At 48.5% G+C, this 15,378-nt stretch carries 16 protein-coding genes; 11 read left to right on the top strand and 5 right to left on the bottom strand.

Annotated elements, in window-relative coordinates; genetic code table 11:
- Window positions 1–77: 77 nt before the first annotated feature.
- Window positions 78–608, bottom strand: a complete 531-nt coding sequence (locus tag ACYVF1_RS05865; protein ID WP_461076548.1) for a DUF2911 domain-containing protein — start codon at window positions 606–608, stop codon at window positions 78–80.
- 256 nt (window positions 609–864) lie between these two features.
- Here ACYVF1_RS05865 and ACYVF1_RS05860 point away from each other — a divergent pair, with 256 nt between their 5' ends.
- The 6 genes from ACYVF1_RS05860 to ACYVF1_RS05835 all read left to right on the top strand — a co-directional run bounded on the left by ACYVF1_RS05860 (window position 865) and on the right by ACYVF1_RS05835 (window position 7,493).
- Window positions 865–2,679, top strand: a complete 1,815-nt coding sequence (locus ACYVF1_RS05860; RefSeq protein ID WP_461076546.1) for an acyl-CoA dehydrogenase — start codon at window positions 865–867, stop codon at window positions 2,677–2,679.
- 108 nt (window positions 2,680–2,787) lie between these two features.
- Window positions 2,788–3,792, top strand: coding sequence for a YheT family hydrolase (locus tag ACYVF1_RS05855; RefSeq protein WP_461077819.1), 1,005 nt, complete (start codon window positions 2,788–2,790; stop codon window positions 3,790–3,792).
- A complete protein-coding gene (gene mntA, locus ACYVF1_RS05850; RefSeq protein ID WP_461076544.1) occupies window positions 3,789–4,079 on the top strand; it encodes a type VII toxin-antitoxin system MntA family adenylyltransferase antitoxin in 291 nt (96 codons plus the stop codon). The genes ACYVF1_RS05855 and mntA overlap by 4 nt, the downstream gene beginning before the upstream one ends.
- Entirely contained in the window at window positions 4,060–4,419 is a 360-nt protein-coding gene (locus tag ACYVF1_RS05845) for a HepT-like ribonuclease domain-containing protein (RefSeq protein WP_461076542.1), read from the top strand. The genes mntA and ACYVF1_RS05845 overlap by 20 nt, the downstream gene beginning before the upstream one ends.
- A gap of 11 nt (window positions 4,420–4,430) precedes the next feature.
- A complete protein-coding gene (serA, locus tag ACYVF1_RS05840) occupies window positions 4,431–6,335 on the top strand; it encodes a phosphoglycerate dehydrogenase (RefSeq protein WP_461076540.1) in 1,905 nt (634 codons plus the stop codon).
- Between the two features lie 81 nt (window positions 6,336–6,416).
- Window positions 6,417–7,493, top strand: a complete 1,077-nt coding sequence (locus ACYVF1_RS05835) for an aminotransferase class V-fold PLP-dependent enzyme (RefSeq protein ID WP_461076538.1) — start codon at window positions 6,417–6,419, stop codon at window positions 7,491–7,493.
- Window positions 7,494–7,553: 60 nt separating this feature from the next.
- Here ACYVF1_RS05835 and ACYVF1_RS05830 read toward each other — a convergent pair whose 3' ends face one another.
- Entirely contained in the window at window positions 7,554–8,120 is a 567-nt protein-coding gene (locus tag ACYVF1_RS05830; RefSeq protein WP_461076536.1) for a DinB family protein, read from the bottom strand.
- A gap of 106 nt (window positions 8,121–8,226) precedes the next feature.
- Here ACYVF1_RS05830 and ACYVF1_RS05825 point away from each other — a divergent pair, with 106 nt between their 5' ends.
- The 3 genes from ACYVF1_RS05825 to ACYVF1_RS05815 all read left to right on the top strand — a co-directional run bounded on the left by ACYVF1_RS05825 (window position 8,227) and on the right by ACYVF1_RS05815 (window position 10,632).
- Window positions 8,227–8,679 carry a DUF4920 domain-containing protein gene (locus ACYVF1_RS05825; RefSeq protein WP_461076534.1) on the top strand — a complete coding sequence of 151 codons (453 nt, stop codon included), beginning with the start codon at window positions 8,227–8,229 and terminating at the stop codon, window positions 8,677–8,679.
- A gap of 58 nt (window positions 8,680–8,737) precedes the next feature.
- On the top strand, window positions 8,738–9,187 hold the full coding sequence (locus ACYVF1_RS05820) for a hypothetical protein (protein WP_461076532.1): 450 nt from the start codon (window positions 8,738–8,740) through the stop codon (window positions 9,185–9,187).
- Window positions 9,188–9,354: 167 nt separating this feature from the next.
- Window positions 9,355–10,632, top strand: a complete 1,278-nt coding sequence (locus ACYVF1_RS05815; RefSeq protein ID WP_461077817.1) for a metal-dependent hydrolase family protein — start codon at window positions 9,355–9,357, stop codon at window positions 10,630–10,632.
- A 20-nt stretch (window positions 10,633–10,652) separates the two neighbouring features.
- Here the strand turns inward: ACYVF1_RS05815 and ACYVF1_RS05810 are convergent, their stop codons facing one another.
- The 3 genes from ACYVF1_RS05810 to uxuA form a co-directional block, all read right to left on the bottom strand.
- Window positions 10,653–11,009, bottom strand: a complete 357-nt coding sequence (locus tag ACYVF1_RS05810; RefSeq protein ID WP_461076530.1) for a hypothetical protein — start codon at window positions 11,007–11,009, stop codon at window positions 10,653–10,655.
- Window positions 11,010–11,057: 48 nt separating this feature from the next.
- Window positions 11,058–11,306 (bottom strand): hypothetical protein, encoded by a 249-nt coding sequence (locus ACYVF1_RS05805; RefSeq protein WP_461076528.1) that lies wholly within the window; start codon window positions 11,304–11,306, stop codon window positions 11,058–11,060.
- Between the two features lie 111 nt (window positions 11,307–11,417).
- The gene (gene uxuA / locus ACYVF1_RS05800; protein WP_461076526.1) at window positions 11,418–12,596 is read right to left on the bottom strand and encodes a mannonate dehydratase; all 1,179 of its coding nucleotides are present in this window, start codon (window positions 12,594–12,596) and stop codon (window positions 11,418–11,420) included.
- Between the two features lie 173 nt (window positions 12,597–12,769).
- On the opposite strand from uxuA, the gene ACYVF1_RS05795 reads away from it, so the two are divergent.
- A complete protein-coding gene (locus ACYVF1_RS05795; protein ID WP_461076524.1) occupies window positions 12,770–14,131 on the top strand; it encodes an MFS transporter in 1,362 nt (453 codons plus the stop codon).
- Between the two features lie 146 nt (window positions 14,132–14,277).
- The gene (locus ACYVF1_RS05790) at window positions 14,278–15,270 is read left to right on the top strand and encodes a PfkB family carbohydrate kinase (protein WP_461076522.1); all 993 of its coding nucleotides are present in this window, start codon (window positions 14,278–14,280) and stop codon (window positions 15,268–15,270) included.
- Window positions 15,271–15,378 lie beyond the last annotated feature (108 nt).

Below are 15,378 nucleotides of genomic sequence, written 5' to 3'. Positions count from 1 at the left end.
TATTACGGCTCTAAAAACAAATAGTCTCCGGCAAAAGAACATTTACCGGAGACTACGTTTACTGAAAGCGGTGTTTTTTATGAATTATGTTTCATAACCGGCACTGAGATGGTCATGTTGTCCCACGCAATAGCCACACTAGAGTTAGATGGCGTGATGGTCAGCTTCTCAATCGGCGTTTTGTTCATCGACACAGGCACTTTTATCGACGCTACGTCAGTACCTTTAATCTTCTCGTAATCATAGGCGCCCCACTGACCCAGCGTGCTGTTCAGGATAACACTCCACTCTTTTTCGCCGGGGATGGTAAACAGCGTATACGTACCAGCCTTCACCATTTTACCACCGAACATTACGTCGTTTTTAAACGTAATTTCAGTGGCTTCGTTTGCGCCCGTGCGCCATACTTTGCCATATTTTTCGAGGCTGCTCGAGCCTTCAGGGCCGAAAACAACCCGACCCTTTTTGGAAGGCTGGCCATAAACAACCTTGATATTCTTATCGGGGCTTTCGGCGGTCATCTTCGGACTAGCAGGTTTCTTGTCCTGCGCCTGCACCAATGAGACCATAGCCAATAAAAAAGCAAGTACTAAAAACGGGGTTTTCATGTGTAAAAAGTTGGTTTGTTTGTTACGTCTATAAACGACGAAATAAGAATGTTAGTTTTTTAGTCCAGCACAATTCAAAATACGTACCAAACTTGCTACGCTTCAGCCAAGTGCAACGTAGCGTTCAACTTAACGTAATAAACTAACAAAGGATTACAGAGTTGCAGTTTACCAAACGAGCTATATACGCGCTTTACCCGCTGAACATTCTCTATTTTTGACTAAATTTCAATTTCGATATTACGCCTAAACCGACATGGCAACGACCTATTTCAGCAAACGCAATCTTCATTTCCTGTTGCACGAAGTTTTTAAAGCCGAAGAGCTAACCAAATACGAGTACTTCAGTGCGCACGACCGCGAGACCTTTAACATGGTACTCGATTCGGCCGCTTACATTGCTGATACGTTAATGTATCCTTACCTTAAGGAAATCGACAAAAACCAGCCGGAACTCAAAAACGGTCAGGTAACTGTGCATCCGAAAATAAAGGAGTATCTGCAGGCTATGGGCGAATCGGGCCTGATTGGTGCAGGATTTTCGTTCGAGCACGGTGGTCAGCAACTACCCGAAATGATCAGTTCATCCGCCAGTTTTATTCTGATGGCGGCCAATAACGGGATGATGTACACGGGTCTGACATCGGGTGCCGCCCACCTGATTACCGCCTTCGGCTCACCTCAACTGAGCGAGCGATACGTACCAAATTTGCTGACAGGTACCTGGCAGGGAACAATGGCCCTCACTGAACCTCAGGCAGGTTCATCACTTTCCGACGTAACGACCTCTGCCACACCCCTACCCAACGGAATCCCCGGAGCTTATAAAATCAAAGGGCAGAAAGTCTTCATTTCAGCGGGCGATCACGACGCAGCCGACAACATTATTCACCTGATGCTGGCACGTATCGACGGAGCGCCCAAAGGTACCAAAGGTATTTCCCTGTTTGTGGTACCCAAATACCGGCAGGATGAACAGGGCAATTTTGTCGATAACGACGTAGTATCCACCGGGGTTTACCACAAAATGGGGCAGAAAGGCGTACCAGCCATGCACCTGACGATGGGCTCGAACGACAACACGATTGGTTATTTGGTTGGCGAACCTCACCAGGGGCTTCCTTATATGTTTCAGATGATGAACGAGGCCCGTATTGGCGTTGGCATGACGGCTACGGCCATTGCTACAGCCGCGTATTATGCCGCCCTGCAATACGCAAAAGAGCGTCCGCAGAGCCGTCGTCTGAACGAAAAGAACCTGTTGGATGCACCCCAGACTTTTATCATCAACCACCCCGACGTGCGCCGGATGCTCCTTTTTCAGAAGTCCGTTGTAGAAGGATCGCTTTCGCTGTTGCTCGAAGCCGCCCGGCTCTACGACATCAGTCAGGTAGCCGAGGGCGATGAAAAGGAAAATGCGTTTCTCCTGCTCGATCTGCTGATGCCGGTGGCTAAATCATACCCGTCTGAAATGGGCGTGCAGTCGGTGAGCCAGAGCGTGCAAACGTTTGGTGGTTATGGCTTTACAGAAGATTTTCCAGTCGAGCAACTGTACCGCGACATTCGGATTACACCCATCTATGAGGGCACTACAGGTATTCAGGCGCAGGACTTGCTGGGTCGTAAAATGACGATGAAAGGGGGGAAGGCACCTCAATTGCTGTTTGCTGAGATGAGCAAAACCATCGCCGATGCTACGTCCCTCGACGACCTGAAACCCTACGCCGAGAGCCTTACCGCCGAACTAAAGCGAACGCAGGACGTCATGCAAAGTCTAATGCCCCACGCCCAAAAAGGCGACGTAGAACGTTACTTAGCCGATGCTACGTTGTTTCTGGAAATGTTCGGCATTGTCGTAGTAGCCTGGCAGTGGCTCAAGCAGGCTATTGTGGCTAAACAAGCCTTACTCACGAAAAATCCGGCGGGCGATGAGCTGGCTTTTTACGAAGGCAAGATTCACACGATGAAGTTTTTCTTCCACTACGAAGTGCCAAAAACGCTTGGCCTGGCCCAGCGACTCACAGATACGGAAGTACTGACAATTGTAACGGAGAAGGAATTGGCCCTGTAAAGTGGCAACCCCAGCAAAAAGAAATTCGAAAATGTTGTTTTTTAGGATTTAGCAAGCTTCTAAGTTTCGGAATCCTTACCTTTGCGGCTTCAATCGACCGCGTCTGGAATGCCGCTGATTGCCCCATCGAGTTATGAGCCGCCTGCCCGTTTGTGGAACGGCCACCTGCAAACCATTATTCCCTCGCTCTTTCGCAAGGTACCAACCGCCTACGTCCGCGAACGTATCGAAACACCCGATGACGATTTCCTGGATTTGGACTGGGCTTATACTAATGATGAATTAGCTGGCGTAAGCAACCATTCGCTATCACCCCTTGCCATCCTTTCCCACGGCCTTGAGGGGAGTTCAACGAGTCAATATCTGGCCGGGATGGTACGTCACCTGAACCGAAATGGTATCGATTGCCTGGCATGGCATTACCGGTCGTGCAGTGGCGAGATGAATCGACAGCAGCGGTTTTACCATATTGGCGAAACGAGCGATTTACACTACGTTATCAACTACGCCATTCAGAAAGGCTATCAGACGATTTACCTGATGGGATTCAGTGCGGGTGGTAACGTAACGCTGAAGTACCTGGGTGAACAGAGTGGACACATTAATCCGGCCATTAAAAAAGCAGTCGTTTTCTCGGTTCCGGTTCATTTGATGGGTTCGGCTCAGCGGCTTGAGCGGTGGGATAGCCTGGTTTATAACTATCGATTTAACCGAACACTGAAACGAAAGGTCATGGAGAAAGCCGCCTTGATGCCGGGCGTCTTTCCGACCGATGCCGTAATTAAAGCACGTAACATCCGCGAATTTGATAATTTGTTTACGGCGCCGATGAATGGGTTTCGGGACGTAACGGATTACTATACACGTAGTAGTTCATTACAATTCATCCCAAAAATCGCCGTTCCGACGTTGCTTGTGAATGCTCGCAACGACCCGTTTTTATCGCCCGAATGCTTCCCTGATACGTTGGCCCGGGAACTACCGAACGTCTGGATGGAGTTTCCCGAACAAGGGGGTCACTGTGGCTTCCCTTCAAAAAATGGTGGCATACAGGGAACATCATGGTCGGAAGAGCGGGCGCTGGCGTTTTTAACTAAACAGGACGAGCTATGATTCAACAACAGGCAGCCATACAGCAATATTTTGGCACACAGCCGGTCAAAAAAGCATATCTATTTGGCTCTCAGGCGCGCGGAGAAGCAACAGAGACAAGTGATCTTGATATTTTAGTTGAATTAGAGCCTAGGGTTTCGTTATTCGATTTCATCCGAATGAAGCACCAATTAGAAGATTTACTTCATCAAACGGTAGACCTTGTCTCAGCCAATGGTCTTTCCCCATACATAAAACCCTACATTGATCAGGATAAAACTCTGATTTATGAAAAAGCGGATAAGTGAACAAGTGCGGGTTCAGCACATGCTTAACGCGGTTACTGAAATTCAGGAATTTGTAGAAAATACCGTTTATGAAGACTATATCCTCGACCGAAAACTCCAGCTTGCCCTAACCCGGCTGATTGAAATCATTGGTGAAGCTTCTAATCACGTATCTGAAGACACCAAGAGCCGTTTTACTGATATTGAATGGCGCGTATTGACAGGCATTCGTAACGTAATCGTTCATGAATACTTTGGTATTGATTACGATATTATCTGGGCAGTAATCCAGCAGGATATGCCGCTCCTTCGCGCCAAATTGGAACACTTGTTAGAACATCTAAATAAAGAGTCTGAATAAGCTCTTCGATCATGCTCACCAAACCACTGGAACAGACGTATTACATCATCGATTTCGACAGCACCTTCACCAAAGTGGAGGCCCTCGACGTATTGGGCGAAATCTCACTCGCTGGTCGGCCCGACCGCGATGACGCATTGAATCAGATTAAAACCATCACCGACCGGGGAATGTCGGGCGAGATTTCGTTTACCGAATCGCTCAATCTTCGGCTGAATTTGTTGAAGGCGCATAAGACCCAGTTGCCAGCCCTCATCGAAAATCTGATGGGCAAAATCTCCGATTCATTTACACGTAATAAAAATTTCCTGACCGAAAACGCCGAGCATATATACGTAGTGTCGAATGGGTTCAAGGAGTTCATTGTTCCTATCGTTACGTCGCTGGGCGTACGGGCCGAGAATGTATTTGCCAATACGTTTGAGTTCGACGAAACGGGCGCCATAGTCGGTTTTGATGCCGAAAATCCGTTATCGGCCAATGGTGGGAAATCGCAGGTGATACGCAACCTGAATCTCGACGGTGAGGTTTACGTGATTGGCGATGGGTATACGGATTATGAAATCAAAGCATCAGGACTTGCCAATCGGTTTTACGCGTTCACCGAGAACGTAATGCGCCCTCGCGTAGTCGAAAAAGCCGACCACGTAGCGCCTTCGCTCGATGAATTTTTATATCACAACAACTTGAGTCGCAGTCAGTCATATCCCAAGAGCCGAATCAAAGTTCTCTTGCTGGAGAACGTTCATCCAGTAGCCGTACAATTATTTGAGCAGGAAGGGTTTAAGGTAGAGATCCGGAAAGGCGCGCTCGATGAAGACGAACTCATCGAAGCCATTAAGGACGTATCGATTCTGGGAATCCGGTCGAAAACGAACGTAACGGCGCGAGTGCTCGAACACGCCAATAAGCTGATGACGGTGGGTGCATTCTGCATCGGCACCAACCAGATTGATCTGGATGCCTGCACGCAAAAAGGCATTGCCGTTTTCAACGCGCCGTATAGCAACACGCGCTCGGTGGTTGAGCTGGCCATTGGCGAAATTATCATGCTGATACGTTCCATTGTACCGAAAAGCAACCTGATGCACAAAGGCGGCTGGGATAAATCGGCGAAGAACAGCTTTGAAGTTCGTGGTAAAAAGCTGGGACTAGTGGGTTATGGCAACATCGGTACGCAACTATCGGTGGTAGCCGAAGCGCTGGGGATGGAAGTTTACTTCTACGACATTGTCGATAAACTGGCGCTGGGTAATGCTCGCAAATGTAAATCGCTGGACGAACTACTCGCGATTGCCGACATTATCAGCCTGCACACCGACGGACGTAAAGAGAACAAAAACCTGATCAGCTACCGCGAATTCTCGCTGATGAAAAACGGGGTTATTTTCCTGAATTTGTCACGCGGTCACATTGTCGATATCCCAGCGTTGGTCGATGCGCTGGAACGTGGTAAAGTGTATGGAGCTGGTGTCGACGTTTTCCCGAACGAGCCTAAGACCAACAATGAGGAATTTATGAGTACGCTACGTACCATTCCCAACGTAATACTGACACCCCACATCGGTGGCAGTACCGAAGAAGCGCAGGAAAATATCGGCAATTTTGTACCGGCTAAACTCCTCGAATACATCAACAACGGTAGTACGTACGGAAGCGTGAATTTCCCCGAACTTCAATTGCCGCTGCTGAAAGGCGCGCACCGTCTGCTGCACATCCACGACAACGTACCGGGTATTCTGGCCAAAATGAACAGCATTTTCGCCAAATACCACATCAATATCCACGGTCAATACCTGAAAACCAATGAAAAAATCGGGTACGTAATCACCGACGTTGCGAAAGAATATGCTGACGAGGTGGTTCAGGAATTGAAGGAGATTGATAATACGATTAAGTTTAGACTATTATATTAAAGAGTGAAAGAGCGAAAGAGTGAAAGAGCGTCTACTCAGCGCTTTCGCTCTTTCACTCTTGCATTCTTTCGCTCTTTACACATGACAAACACATACTTCACTCCGGGCCCGGCAGAACTTTATCCGACATTTTATCAGCACCTTCAGGTGGCGATGGATGAACAGATTGGGTCGATTTCGCACCGGAGCCAGCGGTTTCGGGATATTTATAAGTTTACCGACGAACAGCTTCGAACCTTGTTGTCAATTCCGGATACGCACGGGATTTTCTTTATGGGTTCGGCTTCCGAAGTCTGGGAACGTATGCTGCTGAACTGCGTCGAATTCGAGAGTTTTCATTTGGTCAACGGGTCGTTTTCGCAGAAGTTTTACGACTATGCCAATGCGCTTCACAAGCATACAGACGTACTGGAAAAACCGTTTGGCGAGGGCTTCGACGCTGCCGAAGTTCAGGTTCCCGAATACGCTGAAGTGGTTTGTCTGACTCATAACGAAACGTCGTCAGGCGTACAGATGAAGACGTCGGAGATTCATAAACTAAAGCGTAAATACCCGAAAAAGCTGTTCTGCGTCGATATGGTATCATCAGCTCCCTACCCCGACCTGGACTTTAGCATAATTGATTCTGCGTTTTTTTCGGTACAAAAAGCGTTCGGTATGCCTGCTGGTCTTGGCGTCTGGATTGCCAGCGAAGCCTGTCTGGCCAAAGCCGAACGGTTACAAAAAAGTGACTCACTCAACATTGGTGCACACCATACGTTACCAACGCTCTGGAAACACTACAAAACCTTTGAGACGCCGGCCACGCCTAACGTATTGTTTATTTATCTGCTGGGAAAAATCGCCGAAGATTTCAACCGGATTGGTATCGAAACGATTCGTAAACAGACCGAAGAGAGGGCCCGTACTATTTATAAGTTTCTCGATAGCTCCGATGCGTTTCAGCCCTTCGTTAAACAGGAGCGCCATCGTTCGCAAACCGTCATTGTTGCCAACACGCAGAAACCTGCCGCCGAAGTCATTGCGGCTGCCAAAATGAATCACATGATTGTGGGCAGTGGTTACGGTAAGTTTAAAGAATCGCAGATTCGGATTGCCAATTTCCCTGCTACGTCGACCGAGCAGATTGCAGCCCTGATCGAGCAGTTGAAGCAATAAAAATTTGCTTGATTTACCTTCTGATTTATAAAGCAGAGACGTAGCGTGTACAAATATCCGCTACGTCTCTGCTTTATTATTAATGTGAGTACTGTTGTCAGCACTACGCTGCATAGGCAGAAGCTGAAGATGATGCTGCGTATGAATACAGGTGAATAGCAGCATATCACGCACCGTCAGTTTCCCCAAAGCTGGGTGCGGTATACAGTACGTATCAAGTTCCTCTTCTGACCACGTAGCAGTTGCGTCCATAAGCGCCTGATAAACATCCATTAAACGCTTCACGAGTTCATTTTTAGCTACATCAGCATCTTCGGTTCTTGGGGTCATATTGGCTGGGGCTTTCATTCCCGAAGCAAGTACCTTTTCGTAATTCGATTTCAGTTCCTGATACGTATGCGATGCTACGTCTAAGCTGTCCCATTGCCGAAGCACCTCGCGCGGGCCCGTCATGAGCCGTACCACCGGGCGCGCTGACAGATACAAATGCTGCGTCACCTCAGCTATCGACCATTTATCGGCTACGTGCAACTGAAACTCGTGCTCAGATACGGAATTGATTACGGCAATAAATTGTTGACATTCAGAAGCTAACTGCTGTTTTAGATCAGTGGCGGTTGGTAGCATGGTTATAAGAAAATCCGTACTTTTGAGTAAATATAATGTGCCGACGCAAAATAGATGCATAGATCGGTACGTATCCAGACAAACGCACTAAATACGTAAAAGACGAATGAAAAAGTTCTTGATTTTCAGTCTGTTCATTGCCATTTCCTGGAGCGCTTCGGCACAGGAGTCTAGCTATCATGGTAAAAAAATTACCGAATCTGGTGCTATACCGGCCACGCAGTTAGCTAGCAAGATGGGCGATAAAGAGAAAATGAACACCAAAGTCGAAGGTACCGTTGAGTCTGTTTGTAAGGTGAAGGGTTGCTGGATGAACGTGAAAACTGGCGATGGTCAAACGATGCGGGTTATGTTTAAAGACTACGCTTTTTTTGTTCCCAAAGACATTGAAGGTAAAACCGTTGTAGTAGAGGGGCTGGCCGAAACTACCACCACGCCCGTAGCCAAACTTCGTCACTTTGCCGAAGATGCGGGGAAATCGAAGGAGGAAATTGAGAAAATAACCGAGCCCGAAAAAGCCATAACGTTCATGGCCGACGGTGTCATTGTGAAAAAATAAGTTACCCTTGCCAACGGTTATTACGGTATCAGGGTCTTTAAAGAAAAAGTAAAAGAAAATGATAACGTTATCAACGCGATTAATTGGATTTCTTGCCGCAGGAATGATAACTGTCTTCTCCTGCAAATCGGGCGACTCTCAAGCAACTGATCAGGTTCCACCAGCCGATAAGGTCATACTTGGTACGGATCAATCAGCCCGAATTGGTTCACAAATAGTCGTTCATGTCGAATCGATTCAGGATAGCCGCTGCCCGGCAAACGTCACCTGCGTATGGGCAGGACAAGCTAAAGTACAGGTAAACCTGTCGAAAGATACCGATTCGAAAACGGTACAACTGATTCTGGGTCCTGATCTTCAGAACAGGGAAAATAAACGTCCCGATTCGACGGGCGTTACGTTGGCAAACGAGGTTTACAAGGTAGTACTACGTGAGGTGACGCCTTACCCGGAAGCTACATCAACTACTGAATCCAAGAAAGCAGTAGTACAGGTAAGTAAGTTGTAGAGTTGCAAAGTTGTAGGGTTATAAAGTTGGCTGACGCCGGAAGACTAAGAATGCGTCCGCTAACTTTACAACCTTATAACCCTACAACTTTATAACTATTTTTCAGTATTTTCAGGCCGTAACTTGATACGTTGCGGCCTTTTTTTGCGCCGTTCCTAACTACTATGATAAAAAAAATCTACCTGCTAGCCAGTCTATCATTACTGGCTTCTCCCCTTTTTGCACAACGCACGCTGCTCCACTGCGGAAACCTCTTCGATGGCATCAGCAATACGTTGCAGCCCCAGATGACCATTGTAGTAGAGGGTAATAAAATCACAGCTTTACAGAAAGGATACACGGCTCCCTCCGGAAAGGATCAGGCGATTGACCTCAAAAACAAGACTGTTCTCCCTGGCCTGATCGACATGCACGTCCATCTGGAAAGCCAGACCCGACGCGGGGGAGCTATTGATGGGTTTACCAGCAATCCGGCAGATGTTGCTTACCGGGCAGCACGCTTTGCAAAAACAACCTTACTGGCTGGTTTTACGACCGTACGGGATCTGGGTGGTTCGGGTGTTAACGTATCGTTGCGAAATGCCATTAATGCTGGCTTGGTTGAAGGCCCTCGGGTGCTCACGGTTGGAAAATCTATTGCGACAACGGGTGGGCATGCCGATCCAACGAACGGCTATCGAAAAGATCTTATGGGTGATCCGGGCCCTGAAGACGGCGTAATTAATGGCCCCGAAGATGCCCGAAAAGCGGTCCGCCAACGCTATAAGGATGGTTCTGACCTGATTAAAATTACAGCGACTGGTGGTGTTTTGAGTAACGCCAAAGACGGCTCAGGACCGCAGTTTACGGAAGAAGAAGTAAAAGCAGTGGTCGATGCTGCTAAAGATTATGGCTATGCGGTAGCAGCTCACGCGCATGGAGCCGAAGGCATGAAACGGGCAATTCGGGCGGGTGTTCAGACAATCGAACACGGTACGTATATGGATGACGAAACTATCGAGCTTTTCAAAAAGCACGGTACGTACTACGTCCCGACGATCATTGCCGGAAAAACCGTGGCCGATTCGGCTAAGCATTTTGGATATTATACAGCCTTAGTGACGCCCAAAGCGCTGGCGATTGGTCCGAAAATTCAGGCGACGTTTGGCAAAGCGTACAAAGCAGGCGTAAAAATTGCGTTTGGTACCGATGCAGGCGTATTTATTCACGGCTATAACGCTAAGGAATTCGAGTACATGGTCGAAGCCGGTATGCCAGCTGTCGAAGCGATTAAGGCAGCCCTCATGACCAATGCTAAACTACTCAGTCTGGACACACAAATCGGCTCGATTGAAACCGGCAAAATGGCTGACATTATTGCCGTAGATGAAAACCCCATTCAGAATATCAAAACCCTGCAAGCGGTTCGCTTTGTGATGAAAGACGGGAAGGTGTATAAGCAGTAAGTCGATAATCAACTTACTGCTTATTTTTTAGCGACCAGTTCGTCGGGTATAAACTGGCAGCCGGGTAGTACGTCGACTACCCGGCTCCAGTCTCGAATAATCCAATCTTTGCCAGATTCAGCAGTCCAGACTTTACGAGATTTCGTGAAGAGCCAAATCACCCTTTCAACTCCAAACTGAAGCAGTATTGTTGTTTTCTTTTCGTAGTATTCGAAATCAGAATCAAATTGACTCAAGTCTGCTTTGGTATCTACTTCAATAGCAATTTTTGGCGGCACCCAGGCGTATTTATCCCAATCTTCGTTTTCAAGCTGCTGATGGGTAAAGATTGCTACGTCACAAGCACGCCAGTCGCTTTTTTTGAACTGAACGCCCAATTCGTTTGTAGCAATTGCATATTTTTCTGAATCAATATGATTGCTTATCTAAGCAACTAATCTGGCAACTAAAATTCCCTGAAATAAACTCGAACTCATGACCTGCTCTACTGTTTTTGTCCCCTTCAGGACATCTTCGTAGCCAGCATAATACACCGGCTTCCCGTCCCACATTTCGTAGACGAGCGATTTCAGCAGTCGGGCGCGCTCGGCCCGACGCTGTTTTTGTTCAGCAGTAAGAGGAGTACGTTTGGACTTGTTGGTAGCTTCCATCATCAGGCGATTTTGACAGATCAAGGTACGAAAATTAGACGATAGTCGTCAGGAAGGCCCCGACAGGCTCTGGCTGTCGGAACCGCCGGATGGTTTGTCGCTTTGCGACTCTAACAGCCAGAGCTAGGGCCTTTACTAACTCGATAACCCAAGCATTAACCCACGTAGTTCAGCCAGCCCGCGCAACCGGCCAATGGCGGTGTAGCCGGGGTTGGTACGTTTGCCGGAGGTTAGATCGTCGAGCATGCGGTGGCCGTGATCGGGGCGGAAGGGCATTCGGGTGTCGCTACGTCCCTCCGTCTGCCGACGTTTCTGTTCGTTCAGGAGGGCGCGCATAACGCCGGGCATTGGTACGTCGCCTTCGAGGTGATTAGCTTCCTGGAAACTGCCGTCGGCGTTACGTTCGGTGCTACGTAGATGAATGAAGTGGATGCTTGGGCCAAGCCGTTCAGCCATACCCGCCAAATCATTATCGGCCCGGACGCCATAAGACCCTGTGCAGAAGCAAATTCCGTTGGCGGGCGACGTAGCAGCAGCCAGCAAGGCCCGCGCATCGGCTTCCGTACTAACCACCCGGGGCAAACCCAAGATCGGATACGGAGGATCGTCGGGGTGAATGGCCAGCCGAACGCCAACCGACTCGGCAACCGGCACAATTTCACGAAGAAACGAGTATAAATTCTGACGTAGTTCGTGGTCGCCGGTATCTTTATACGTAGCAAGCGCGTCCCGGAACTTCTCCACCGTGTAGCTTTCCTCCGAACCGGGTAATCCAGCAATGATGGTACGTACCAGACGCTTCACCTGGGCATCGGCCATCGAATCGAGTTTGGTACGTGCCCGCTTTTTCTGCTCATCGCTGTACAGGTATTCGGCACCGGGCCGCTGGAGAATATACAACTCAAAAGCGGCAAATTCAGTGGCGTCGAAACGTAATCCAGTCGAACCGTCGGGCATGGGAAAATCGAGATCGGTACGTGTCCAGTCGAGGACGGGCATGAAATTGTAGCAGACCGTATCAATACCTGCTTCCGCCAGATTGACGATAGATTCCTTGTAGTTTTCGATGTACTGGCGGTAGTCGCCCGTTTGCGTTTTAATAGCTTCGTGAACCGGAATACTTTCGACCACCGACCAGGTCAACTGGTTAGTCTCGATTTCGGTCTTCCGCTTTTTAATTTCTTCAACAGACCATACCTGGCCGTTTGGAATGTGATGCAGAGCTGTTACAATTCCGGTGGCCCCCGCCTGCCGGACATCATTGAGCGATACGGGGTCATTCGGACCGAACCACCGCCAGGTTTGTTCAAGCATAAGTATTTAGTGATAAGTGAGCAGTAATGACCGATAAGTGATACGTTATGATGATGCTAGCAAACCGTTACGGCAGACCCTTCATCATTCATTGTTCATCACTCATCCATCTCTCTTTTTCGGGTAAATAAGCAGCTAAATCTTCTTTTCTCCCCAACTTATCAGTTATTGTTTTGCTTACGCCAACCACTTCGGGGCGCTTTCGTTGGCGCATTGTAGCGTTGTTGTTTCTGGCAACAACCATTAATTATATAGACCGGCAAGTACTGTCGTTCACGATGACCGACGAGTTATTTCGAAAAGAAATGCTCGATATGGCCCCCAATGCGGTTCTCACCAAAGAAGCTACCGATCGATTTAAAGTGCTTTACGGCGATGTAGATGCCGCTTTCAAATTCGCGTATGCCATTGGATTACTGATCGCGGGCTGGCTGATCGACAAGATTGGTACCCGACGGGGCTTTGCGTTGGGGATTCTGATCTGGAGCATTGCTGGAGTTTTGTCGGCTTTTGTAAAAAACATAACGGGTCTGCGCTGGGCGCGGGCGGTGCTGGGGCTGGGCGAGTCGGCTAATTTTCCATCGTCGATTAAAACCGTGGCTGAGTGGTTTCCCCGTACTGAGCGATCCTTTGCCAATGGTCTGTTTAATGCCGGTACCAACATCGGTATTATTCTGACCGCCCTGTTTGCTCCGTACCTGATTCTCCAATTTGGTTGGCGCAGTTCATTTTTGGTGACCGGCCTGCTTAGTTTTGGGCTGCTGATTTTGTGGTGGCTGACGTACAGCAAACCCGAGCGCCATCCCAGACTCAGCAGCAACGAACGGGCTTACATACGTAGTGACCAGGAAAAAATACCGCCTATCAAAGTATCGTGGGCGCAGCTGCTGGGGTATAAACAAACCTGGGCATTTGCGGTAGGTAAATTTCTGGCCGATCCTATCTGGTGGTTCTATATGTCGTGGCTCCCCGATTTCTTTAACTCAAACGACGCGTTCGACCAGAAGCTCGATTTGAAAACATTCGGTGTGCCTTTCCTGATTATCTATATTGTATCAGACGCCGGGAGTATTTTTTTTGGCTGGCTCAGTACGCAGTTCATGAGCTGGGGATGGTCGGCCAACCGCGCCCGGAAAACAACCTTGCTTATTTGTGCCCTGTGTGTAGTCCCGATTTTGTTTGCCGCCCGAACCAGCAGTTTACCCGTAGCCATTGCGCTGTTATCGCTGGCAACGGCTGCCCATCAGGGATGGTCGGCCAACATGTACACCTTCGCTTCCGACTTATTCCCCAAGAACGTAGTAGCTTCGGTGACAGGCATTGGTGGCATGTTCGGAGCGGTTGGAGGCATTCTGCTGGCCTTGCTGTCGGGACGTATCATTACGTCGTTTGGTTATTTGCATATGTTTGCCATCGCCAGCTGTTCGTATTTAGTGGCTCTGATTATCATTCACTTGATATTACCAAAACTGGAACCCGTTAAAGCTGAAGAATTAGAGCAAAGCCGTCATTGGTCGGTGATTGGCCGTTCGTAGATTATCTTTAATCCGGCAACTATGCACAGATGTACGAAGAAAAAGCTAAGAAATTAGAATAATTTATTGTTATTCAGGTCGTTAATTTCGGAACTTTTCCAGGCTTACAATCTAGTGTCGTATCGACCTTCTATTAACCTAAACAAATGAAGATTATTACGTTTGGCGAAGTGATGCTTCGGTTAAGTCCGCCCGGTGTCGAACGGTTCACTCAGGCCGATTCATTGACCATGCATTTTGGGGGAACTGAAGCCAATGTCGGTGTGTCGCTGGCTCAGTTTGGTTTCCAGGCTGCCCACGTAACGCGGTTTCCTGATCATGCACTAGGTCGGGCGGCTGCGGGCTACCTCCGTAAATATGGCGTTGATACACAATACGTTCGGTACGGCGACGGGCGGCTAGGGCTTTATTTTCTAGAAACAGGCGCGGGTAGTCGAGCCAGTCAGATCATTTATGATCGAGTCGATTCGGCGTTTGCCCGAATTACACCCAGCGATATCGACTGGGAATCCATTTTACAGGGCGCCGACTGGTTTCACTGGACGGGCATTACACCAGCGTTATCGCAGGGAGCCGCGGATTGTCTGCTGGCAGGCATTCAAACGGCCAATCGGCTGGGGGTTCCGGTATCGGCCGATATTGTTTACCGGAGTAATCTCTGGCAATACGGTCGTCGTCCGCAGGAAATCATGCCTGCACTTACCGAAGGCTGTACGTTGATACTCGGCAGCAAAGGACTTTTTTCGGATCTCTACAACGTAGTAGGCAGTACGTTTCAGGAAGCGGGCCGCGCCATGATGAAGCGCTTCCCGAACATTCGATACGTTACCGATACCAAACGAAATTCGGTCACAGCGTCACATAATCAGTTGTCGGCCAAACTTTTTGACGGACAAAGCGTATACAAGTCGCGGTTACACGACATTCGACCAATCACCGACCGTATCGGTACAGGCGACGCCTACGTAGCGGGATTGATTTACGGTTTGCTGACGTTTAATGATTTGCAACGCGCCGTTGAGTTTGGTGCAGCCGCATCGGCCCTGAAACATACCATTCCTGGCGATGTAAATCTGGCAACGATAGCCGAAGTAGAAACCCTGGCGAGTGGCGATACGTCGGGAAAATTGAAACGATAGATTTGTCAGTGTATGCTTAACTACGTACTGATTATTGGTAACGTATCGACTCAAAGTAACCCTTCATTGGGCATTTGATAAATTAGGTACGTCTAGGTAAGTCGGTTA

This window comes from Spirosoma flavus (genome assembly GCF_054778555.1).
The sequence above is the reverse complement of the archived record's forward strand: the minus strand, read 5'-3'. Positions and strand labels throughout refer to the sequence as shown.

What these genes read in the sequence shown, in the direction of transcription:
- ACYVF1_RS05865 (WP_461076548.1), bottom strand. Translation starts at nt 608, where the DNA reads ATGAAAACCCCGTTTTTAGTACTTGCTTTTTTATTGGCTATGGTCTCA.
- ACYVF1_RS05860 (WP_461076546.1), top strand. Translation starts at nt 865, where the DNA reads ATGGCAACGACCTATTTCAGCAAACGCAATCTTCATTTCCTGTTGCAC.
- ACYVF1_RS05855 (WP_461077819.1), top strand. Translation starts at nt 2,788, where the DNA reads ATGCCGCTGATTGCCCCATCGAGTTATGAGCCGCCTGCCCGTTTGTGG.
- mntA (WP_461076544.1), top strand. Translation starts at nt 3,789, where the DNA reads ATGATTCAACAACAGGCAGCCATACAGCAATATTTTGGCACACAGCCG.
- ACYVF1_RS05845 (WP_461076542.1), top strand. Translation starts at nt 4,060, where the DNA reads ATGAAAAAGCGGATAAGTGAACAAGTGCGGGTTCAGCACATGCTTAAC.
- serA (WP_461076540.1), top strand. Translation starts at nt 4,431, where the DNA reads ATGCTCACCAAACCACTGGAACAGACGTATTACATCATCGATTTCGAC.
- ACYVF1_RS05835 (WP_461076538.1), top strand. Translation starts at nt 6,417, where the DNA reads ATGACAAACACATACTTCACTCCGGGCCCGGCAGAACTTTATCCGACA.
- ACYVF1_RS05830 (WP_461076536.1), bottom strand. Translation starts at nt 8,120, where the DNA reads ATGCTACCAACCGCCACTGATCTAAAACAGCAGTTAGCTTCTGAATGT.
- ACYVF1_RS05825 (WP_461076534.1), top strand. Translation starts at nt 8,227, where the DNA reads ATGAAAAAGTTCTTGATTTTCAGTCTGTTCATTGCCATTTCCTGGAGC.
- ACYVF1_RS05820 (WP_461076532.1), top strand. Translation starts at nt 8,738, where the DNA reads ATGATAACGTTATCAACGCGATTAATTGGATTTCTTGCCGCAGGAATG.
- uxuA (WP_461076526.1), bottom strand. Translation starts at nt 12,596, where the DNA reads ATGCTTGAACAAACCTGGCGGTGGTTCGGTCCGAATGACCCCGTATCG.
- ACYVF1_RS05790 (WP_461076522.1), top strand. Translation starts at nt 14,278, where the DNA reads ATGAAGATTATTACGTTTGGCGAAGTGATGCTTCGGTTAAGTCCGCCC.